Source organism: Enterobacter sp. E1, assembly GCF_016809815.1.
Classification (GTDB): domain Bacteria; phylum Pseudomonadota; class Gammaproteobacteria; order Enterobacterales; family Enterobacteriaceae; genus Enterobacter; species Enterobacter adelaidei.
Genome location: NZ_JAFBJM010000015.1, coordinates 20,875 through 29,169, shown reverse-complemented (window position 1 = coordinate 29,169; position 8,295 = coordinate 20,875). Strand labels below are relative to the sequence as shown.

Below are 8,295 nucleotides of genomic sequence, written 5' to 3'. Positions count from 1 at the left end.
GTCCACAGTTCTACTTCCGTACTACTGACGTGACCGGTACCATCGAACTGCCAGAAGGCGTAGAGATGGTAATGCCAGGCGACAACATCAAGATGGTTGTGACTCTGATCCACCCAATCGCGATGGACGACGGTCTGCGTTTCGCAATCCGTGAAGGCGGCCGTACCGTTGGCGCGGGCGTGGTTGCTAAAGTTCTCGGCTAATTGCTGATAACATTTGACGCAATGCGCAATAAAAGGGCATCATTTGATGCCCTTTTTGCACGCTTTCACGTCAGAACCTGGCTCATCAGTGATTATTTTTGTCATAATCATTGCTGAGACAGGCTCTGCAGAGAGCGTATAATTCGAAAAGCGAATTAGCATTTCGATTTGGTTTGCCTCGCGATCGCGGGGTGAAAATGTTTGTAGAATACTTCTGACAGGTTGGTTTATGAGTGCGAATACCGAAGCTCAAGGGAGCGGGCGCGGCCTGGAAGCGATGAAATGGGTAGTGGTAGCCGTTTTGCTGATCGTAGCGATTGTTGGCAACTACCTTTATCGTGACATTATGCTGCCGCTACGTGCGCTTGCAGTGGTAATTCTGATTGCTGCAGCGGGTGGTGTCGCGCTGTTGACGACGAAAGGCAAAGCGACTGTCGCTTTTGCTCGCGAAGCGCGTACCGAAGTCCGCAAGGTAATTTGGCCGACTCGCCAGGAAACATTGCACACCACGCTGATTGTAGCGGCGGTTACCGCTGTAATGTCACTGATCCTGTGGGGACTGGATGGTATTCTGGTTCGCCTGGTATCCTTTATCACTGGCCTGAGGTTCTGAGATGTCTGAAGCCCCTAAAAAGCGCTGGTACGTCGTTCAGGCGTTTTCCGGTTTTGAAGGCCGCGTAGCAACATCGCTGCGTGAGCATATCAAATTACACAACATGGAAGAGTTATTTGGCGAAGTTATGGTTCCGACCGAAGAAGTGGTCGAGATCCGTGGCGGCCAACGTCGCAAAAGCGAGCGTAAATTCTTCCCGGGTTACGTGCTGGTTCAGATGGTTATGAACGACGCGAGCTGGCACCTTGTGCGCAGCGTACCGCGTGTGATGGGCTTTATCGGCGGCACATCTGACCGTCCGGCGCCAATCAGCGACAAAGAAGTTGATGCGATTATGAACCGCCTGCAGCAGGTGGGTGATAAGCCGCGTCCGAAAACGCTGTTTGAACCGGGTGAAATGGTTCGTGTTAATGACGGTCCATTTGCTGACTTTAATGGTGTGGTTGAAGAAGTGGACTACGAGAAGTCCCGCCTGAAAGTCTCTGTTTCTATCTTTGGTCGTGCGACCCCGGTAGAACTGGACTTTGCCCAGGTCGAAAAAGCCTAAGCAGCGATCAAAAAAGCGACGATTTAATCGTTGCACAGGGCGCGAGATTGGAATACAATTTCGCGCCTTTTGTTTTTATGGGCAACGGCCCGTAAAACGAATTTTATTCACGGGGAGCCTCACTGAGGCGTTATTACCCAATCAGAGGATTTTAGAATGGCTAAGAAAGTACAAGCCTACGTCAAGCTGCAGGTTGCAGCTGGTATGGCGAACCCAAGTCCACCAGTTGGTCCAGCTCTGGGTCAGCAGGGTGTGAACATCATGGAATTCTGTAAAGCGTTCAACGCAAAAACTGAATCCCTGGAAAAAGGTCTGCCAATCCCAGTCGTAATCACTGTTTACGCTGACCGTTCTTTCACTTTCGTTACCAAAACCCCTCCAGCAGCAGTTCTGCTGAAGAAAGCGGCTGGTATCAAGTCTGGTTCTGGTAAACCGAACAAAGACAAAGTGGGTAAAATTTCCCGCGCTCAGCTGCAGGAAATCGCGCAGACCAAAGCTGCCGACATGACTGGTGCCGACATTGAAGCGATGACTCGCTCCATCGAAGGTACTGCACGTTCCATGGGCCTGGTAGTGGAGGACTAAGAAATGGCTAAACTGACCAAGCGCATGTCCGTGATCCGTGACAAAGTTGATGCGACCAAACAGTACGACATCAACGAAGCTATCGCTCTGCTGAAAGAACTGGCTACTGCTAAGTTCGTTGAAAGCGTTGACGTTGCTGTTAACCTGGGCATCGATGCTCGTAAATCTGATCAGAACGTTCGTGGTGCAACTGTACTGCCACACGGTACTGGCCGTTCCGTTCGCGTAGCTGTATTTACTCAGGGTGCAAACGCAGAAGCTGCTAAAGCTGCTGGCGCTGAACTGGTAGGTATGGAAGATCTGGCTGACCAGATCAAGAAAGGCGAAATGAACTTCGACGTTGTTATCGCATCTCCAGATGCAATGCGCGTTGTTGGCCAGCTGGGCCAGGTTCTGGGTCCACGCGGCCTGATGCCAAACCCGAAAGTGGGTACCGTTACTCCTAACGTTGCTGAAGCGGTTAAGAACGCTAAAGCAGGTCAGGTTCGTTATCGTAACGACAAAAACGGCATCATCCACACCACCATCGGTAAAGTGGACTTCGACGCTGACAAACTGAAAGAAAACCTGGAAGCTCTGCTGGTTGCGCTGAAAAAAGCAAAACCAACTCAGGCGAAAGGCGTGTACATCAAGAAAGTTAGCATCTCCACCACCATGGGTGCAGGTGTTGCAGTTGACCAGGCTGGCCTGAGCGCTGCTGCAAACTAATGCCTTTACGTGGGCGGTGATTTTGTCTACAATCTTACCCCCACGTTTGCTAACGAAAGTTAGCGGCTAAAAGATTTGTTCGTTGGAGCCTGGCCTATCCAGGCCTCCGTCGAAGACCGCAGGTGTTTCGTAAGAGACTTAATCCCCTGCGTAGACGGTGACAGAACGCTAAGATTATTTTTTGAATACTCTGGCTTGTTTCTGCTCACCGTATTTAGACGCTCTTCCCGTTGGGTCGAGTGAAGTGAGTTCCGGAACATGAGTTCCGGCAAACATCCAGGAGCAAAGCTAATGGCTTTAAATCTTCAAGACAAACAAGCGATTGTTGCTGAAGTCAGCGAAGTAGCCAAAGGCGCGCTGTCTGCAGTAGTTGCGGATTCCCGTGGCGTTACTGTAGACAAAATGACTGAACTGCGTAAAGCAGGTCGTGAAGCTGGCGTATACATGCGTGTTGTTCGTAACACCCTGCTGCGTCGCGTAGTTGAAGGTACTCCATTCGAGTGCCTGAAAGACACGTTTGTTGGTCCGACCCTGATTGCATACTCTATGGAACACCCGGGCGCTGCTGCTCGTCTGTTCAAAGAGTTCGCGAAAGCGAATGCAAAATTTGAGGTCAAAGCTGCAGCCTTTGAAGGTGAGTTGATCCCGGCATCGCAAATCGATCGCCTGGCAACCCTGCCGACCTACGAAGAAGCAATTGCACGCCTGATGGCAACCATGAAAGAAGCTTCGGCTGGCAAACTGGTTCGCACTCTGGCTGCTGTTCGCGATGCGAAAGAAGCTGCTTAATCGCAGTTGTCTTTATAAAGCATTTGCTTACGTATAAACTTATTCTGATTTTCAGGAACAATTTAAATGTCTATCACTAAAGATCAAATCATTGAAGCAGTTGCAGCTATGTCCGTAATGGACGTTGTAGAACTGATTTCTGCAATGGAAGAAAAATTCGGTGTTTCTGCTGCTGCCGCTGTAGCTGTTGCTGCTGGCCCAGCTGCTGACGCTGCTGAAGAAAAAACTGAATTCGACGTAATTCTGAAAGCTGCAGGCGCTAACAAAGTTGCTGTTATCAAAGCAGTACGTGGCGCAACTGGCCTGGGTCTGAAAGAAGCTAAAGACCTGGTAGAATCTGCTCCAGCTGCGCTGAAAGAAGGCGTGAGCAAAGACGACGCAGAAGCACTGAAAAAATCTCTGGAAGAAGCTGGCGCTGAAGTTGAAGTTAAATAAGCCAACTTTTCTGGTTGCAGCCTAAGTAATTAGGCTGATGGCTGGTGACTTTTTAGTCACCAGCCTTTTTGCGCTGTAAGGCATCAGTAGCATTTCACACTGTTTGACTGCTGGTTGTCCTGACAATGCTTGTTTCTATCGACGACTTAATATATTGCGACAGGGTGCTCGCTCTGTGTAAATCGCAACGAAATGGTTTAAGCGTGATAGCAACAGGTATTGCGGAAAGTATTCAATTTTCCGGTCCACAAAATGGTGTTGCACAAACTGTCCCTTCGTCGGACAGATGGGTCGACTTGTCAGCGAGCTGAGGAACCCTATGGTTTACTCCTATACCGAGAAAAAACGTATTCGTAAGGATTTTGGTAAACGTCCACAAGTTCTGGACATTCCATATCTCCTTTCTATCCAGCTTGACTCGTTCCAGAAGTTTATCGAGCAAGATCCTGAAGGGCAGTACGGTCTGGAAGCAGCCTTCCGTTCCGTGTTCCCGATTCAGAGCTACAGCGGTAATTCCGAGCTGCAGTACGTCAGCTATCGCCTTGGCGAGCCGGTGTTTGACGTTCAGGAATGTCAGATCCGTGGCGTGACCTATTCCGCACCGCTGCGCGTAAAATTGCGTCTGGTGATCTATGAGCGCGAAGCGCCAGAAGGCACCGTAAAAGACATTAAAGAACAAGAAGTCTACATGGGTGAAATTCCACTCATGACAGACAACGGTACTTTCGTCATCAACGGTACTGAGCGTGTTATCGTTTCCCAGCTGCATCGTAGCCCGGGCGTCTTCTTCGACAGCGATAAAGGTAAAACACACTCTTCCGGTAAAGTACTGTATAACGCGCGCATCATTCCTTACCGTGGTTCATGGCTGGACTTCGAGTTCGATCCAAAAGACAACCTGTTTGTCCGTATCGACCGTCGTCGTAAACTGCCTGCAACCATCATTCTGCGTGCGCTGCAATATACCACTGAGCAGATCCTGGACCTGTTCTTTGAGAAAGTGATCTTTGAAATCCGCGACAACAAGCTGCAGATGGAGCTGGTGCCGGAACGTCTGCGTGGTGAGACCGCGTCGTTCGACATCGAAGCCGACGGCAAAGTGTATGTGGAAAAAGGTCGCCGTATCACCGCGCGCCACATCCGCCAGCTGGAAAAAGATGATATCAAACACATCGAAGTTCCAGTTGAATACATTGCAGGAAAAGTAGCCGCGAAAGATTACGTTGATGAATCAACTGGCGAGCTGATCTGCCCGGCGAACATGGAGCTGAGCCTGGATCTGCTGGCTAAGCTGAGCCAGTCTGGCCACAAACGTATCGAAACGCTGTTCACCAACGATCTGGACCATGGTCCATACATCTCTGAGACTATCCGCGTCGACCCAACGACCGATCGTCTGAGTGCGCTGGTTGAAATCTACCGCATGATGCGTCCTGGTGAGCCACCAACTCGCGAAGCGGCTGAAAGCCTGTTCGAGAACCTGTTCTTCTCCGAAGACCGCTACGATCTGTCCGCGGTTGGTCGTATGAAGTTCAACCGTTCTCTGCTGCGTGATGAGATCGAAGGTTCCGGTATCCTGAGCAAAGACGACATCATCGAAGTGATGAAGAAGCTCATCGATATCCGTAACGGTAAAGGCGAAGTGGATGATATCGACCACCTCGGCAACCGTCGTATCCGTTCCGTTGGCGAAATGGCGGAAAACCAGTTCCGCGTTGGCCTGGTACGTGTAGAGCGTGCGGTGAAAGAGCGTCTGTCTCTGGGCGATCTGGATACCCTGATGCCTCAGGATATGATCAACGCCAAGCCGATCTCTGCAGCAGTGAAAGAGTTCTTCGGTTCCAGCCAGCTGTCTCAGTTCATGGACCAGAACAACCCGCTGTCTGAGATCACGCACAAGCGTCGTATCTCTGCACTCGGCCCAGGCGGTCTGACCCGTGAACGCGCAGGCTTCGAAGTTCGAGACGTACACCCGACTCACTATGGTCGCGTATGTCCAATCGAAACGCCTGAAGGTCCAAACATCGGTCTGATCAACTCCCTGTCCGTGTACGCACAGACAAACGAATACGGTTTCCTTGAGACGCCGTACCGTAAAGTGACTGACGGTGTTGTAACCGACGAAATTCATTACCTGTCTGCTATCGAAGAAGGCAACTACGTTATCGCTCAGGCGAACTCCAACCTGGATGACGAAGGCCACTTTGTAGAAGATCTGGTTACCTGCCGTAGCAAAGGCGAATCCAGCTTGTTCAGCCGCGACCAGGTTGACTACATGGACGTATCCACCCAACAGGTGGTATCCGTCGGTGCGTCCCTGATCCCGTTCCTGGAACACGATGACGCCAACCGTGCATTGATGGGTGCGAACATGCAACGTCAGGCCGTTCCGACTCTGCGCGCTGATAAGCCGCTGGTTGGTACCGGTATGGAACGTGCTGTTGCCGTTGACTCCGGTGTTACTGCGGTTGCTAAACGTGGCGGTACTGTTCAGTACGTGGATGCCTCTCGTATCGTTATCAAAGTTAACGAAGACGAGATGTACCCGGGTGAAGCAGGTATCGACATTTATAACCTGACCAAATACACCCGTTCTAACCAGAACACCTGTATCAACCAGATGCCTTGCGTATCTCTGGGTGAGCCAGTTGAGCGCGGCGACGTGCTGGCAGACGGTCCGTCCACCGACCTCGGTGAACTGGCGCTCGGTCAGAACATGCGCGTAGCGTTCATGCCGTGGAACGGTTACAACTTCGAAGACTCCATCCTCGTCTCCGAGCGTGTGGTTCAGGAAGATCGTTTCACCACCATCCACATTCAGGAACTGGCATGTGTGTCCCGTGACACCAAGCTGGGGCCAGAAGAGATCACCGCTGACATCCCTAACGTGGGTGAAGCTGCGCTCTCTAAACTGGATGAATCCGGTATTGTTTACATCGGTGCGGAAGTGACCGGCGGCGACATTCTGGTTGGTAAGGTAACACCGAAAGGTGAAACCCAGCTGACGCCAGAAGAGAAACTGCTGCGTGCAATCTTCGGTGAGAAAGCGTCTGACGTTAAAGACTCTTCTCTGCGCGTACCAAACGGTGTTTCCGGTACGGTTATCGACGTTCAGGTCTTCACTCGTGATGGCGTTGAAAAAGATAAGCGTGCGCTGGAAATCGAAGAGATGCAGCTCAAACAGGCTAAGAAAGACCTGTCTGAAGAACTGCAGATCCTCGAAGCAGGTCTGTTCAGCCGTATTTATGCGGTGCTGGTTGCCGGTGGCGTTGAAGCTGAGAAGCTCGACAAACTGCCACGCGATCGCTGGCTGGAACTGGGCCTGACCGACGAAGAGAAACAAAATCAGCTGGAACAACTGGCTGAGCAGTATGACGAACTGAAACACGAGTTCGAGAAAAAACTCGAAGCGAAACGCCGTAAAATCACTCAGGGCGACGATCTGGCACCAGGTGTGCTGAAGATTGTTAAGGTATATCTGGCTGTTAAACGTCAGATCCAGCCTGGTGATAAGATGGCAGGTCGTCACGGTAACAAGGGTGTTATCTCTAAGATCAACCCGATCGAAGATATGCCGCACGATGCTAACGGTACGCCGGTAGATATCGTACTGAACCCACTGGGCGTACCGTCTCGTATGAACATCGGTCAGATTCTGGAAACCCACCTGGGTATGGCTGCAAAAGGTATTGGCGACAAGATTAACGCCATGCTGAAACAGCAGCAGGAAGTCGCGAAACTGCGCGAATTCATCCAGCGTGCCTACGATCTGGGTACCGATGTGCGTCAGAAAGTCGACCTGAACACCTTCAGCGATGAAGAAGTGCTGCGTCTGGCAGAGAACCTGCGCAAAGGTATGCCAATTGCAACGCCGGTATTCGACGGTGCAAAAGAAGCTGAAATTAAAGAGCTGCTGCAACTGGGTGGTCTGCCAACGTCTGGTCAGATTACGCTGTTTGACGGCCGTACCGGTGAACAGTTCGAACGTCCGGTAACCGTAGGTTACATGTACATGCTGAAACTGAACCACCTGGTCGACGACAAAATGCACGCTCGTTCTACCGGTTCTTACAGCCTGGTTACTCAGCAGCCGCTGGGTGGTAAGGCACAGTTCGGTGGTCAGCGCTTCGGGGAGATGGAAGTGTGGGCGCTGGAAGCATACGGCGCGGCATACACCCTGCAGGAAATGCTCACCGTTAAGTCTGATGACGTGAACGGTCGTACCAAGATGTATAAAAACATCGTGGACGGCAACCATCAGATGGAACCGGGCATGCCAGAATCCTTCAACGTACTGTTGAAAGAGATTCGTTCGCTGGGTATCAACATCGAACTGGAAGACGAGTAATTCTCGCTCAAACAGGTCACTGGTGCCGGGTTAACCCCCGGCACCAGATTGTGCTAACTCCGACGGG

7 protein-coding genes and 1 pseudogene are annotated in these 8,295 nt (G+C 51.2%); all 8 read left to right on the top strand.

Annotated features, from left to right (window positions below):
* Positions 1 to 203: pseudogene (tuf, locus tag JGF26_RS22015) on the top strand (elongation factor Tu); the annotation flags it as partial.
* Between the two features lie 229 nt (positions 204 to 432).
* Complete coding sequence (gene secE, locus JGF26_RS22010) at positions 433 to 816, top strand: preprotein translocase subunit SecE (RefSeq protein ID WP_013094999.1); 384 nt, start codon at positions 433 to 435, stop codon at positions 814 to 816.
* 1 nt (position 817) lies between these two features.
* The gene (gene nusG, locus JGF26_RS22005) at positions 818 to 1,363 is read left to right on the top strand and encodes a transcription termination/antitermination protein NusG (protein ID WP_003862341.1); all 546 of its coding nucleotides are present in this window, start codon (positions 818 to 820) and stop codon (positions 1,361 to 1,363) included.
* A gap of 156 nt (positions 1,364 to 1,519) precedes the next feature.
* Positions 1,520 to 1,948 (top strand): 50S ribosomal protein L11, encoded by a 429-nt coding sequence (rplK, locus tag JGF26_RS22000; RefSeq protein ID WP_008503452.1) that lies wholly within the window; start codon positions 1,520 to 1,522, stop codon positions 1,946 to 1,948.
* Positions 1,949 to 1,951: 3 nt separating this feature from the next.
* Positions 1,952 to 2,656, top strand: a complete 705-nt coding sequence (rplA, locus tag JGF26_RS21995; protein WP_013095000.1) for a 50S ribosomal protein L1 — start codon at positions 1,952 to 1,954, stop codon at positions 2,654 to 2,656.
* A gap of 291 nt (positions 2,657 to 2,947) precedes the next feature.
* Entirely contained in the window at positions 2,948 to 3,445 is a 498-nt protein-coding gene (rplJ, locus tag JGF26_RS21990) for a 50S ribosomal protein L10 (protein ID WP_004097644.1), read from the top strand.
* Positions 3,446 to 3,511: 66 nt separating this feature from the next.
* Positions 3,512 to 3,880, top strand: coding sequence for a 50S ribosomal protein L7/L12 (gene rplL, locus JGF26_RS21985; protein ID WP_014882064.1), 369 nt, complete (start codon positions 3,512 to 3,514; stop codon positions 3,878 to 3,880).
* A gap of 319 nt (positions 3,881 to 4,199) precedes the next feature.
* On the top strand, positions 4,200 to 8,228 hold the full coding sequence (gene rpoB / locus JGF26_RS21980; RefSeq protein ID WP_014882065.1) for a DNA-directed RNA polymerase subunit beta: 4,029 nt from the start codon (positions 4,200 to 4,202) through the stop codon (positions 8,226 to 8,228).
* Positions 8,229 to 8,295 lie beyond the last annotated feature (67 nt).

Excerpts from the sequence above, each read along its gene's own strand:
- rpoB (WP_014882065.1), top strand. The coding sequence starts at position 4,200 with ATGGTTTACTCCTATACCGAGAAAAAACGTATTCGTAAGGATTTTGGT.
- rplL (WP_014882064.1), top strand. The coding sequence starts at position 3,512 with ATGTCTATCACTAAAGATCAAATCATTGAAGCAGTTGCAGCTATGTCC.
- rplA (WP_013095000.1), top strand. The coding sequence starts at position 1,952 with ATGGCTAAACTGACCAAGCGCATGTCCGTGATCCGTGACAAAGTTGAT.
- nusG (WP_003862341.1), top strand. The coding sequence starts at position 818 with ATGTCTGAAGCCCCTAAAAAGCGCTGGTACGTCGTTCAGGCGTTTTCC.
- rplK (WP_008503452.1), top strand. The coding sequence starts at position 1,520 with ATGGCTAAGAAAGTACAAGCCTACGTCAAGCTGCAGGTTGCAGCTGGT.
- secE (WP_013094999.1), top strand. The coding sequence starts at position 433 with ATGAGTGCGAATACCGAAGCTCAAGGGAGCGGGCGCGGCCTGGAAGCG.
- rplJ (WP_004097644.1), top strand. The coding sequence starts at position 2,948 with ATGGCTTTAAATCTTCAAGACAAACAAGCGATTGTTGCTGAAGTCAGC.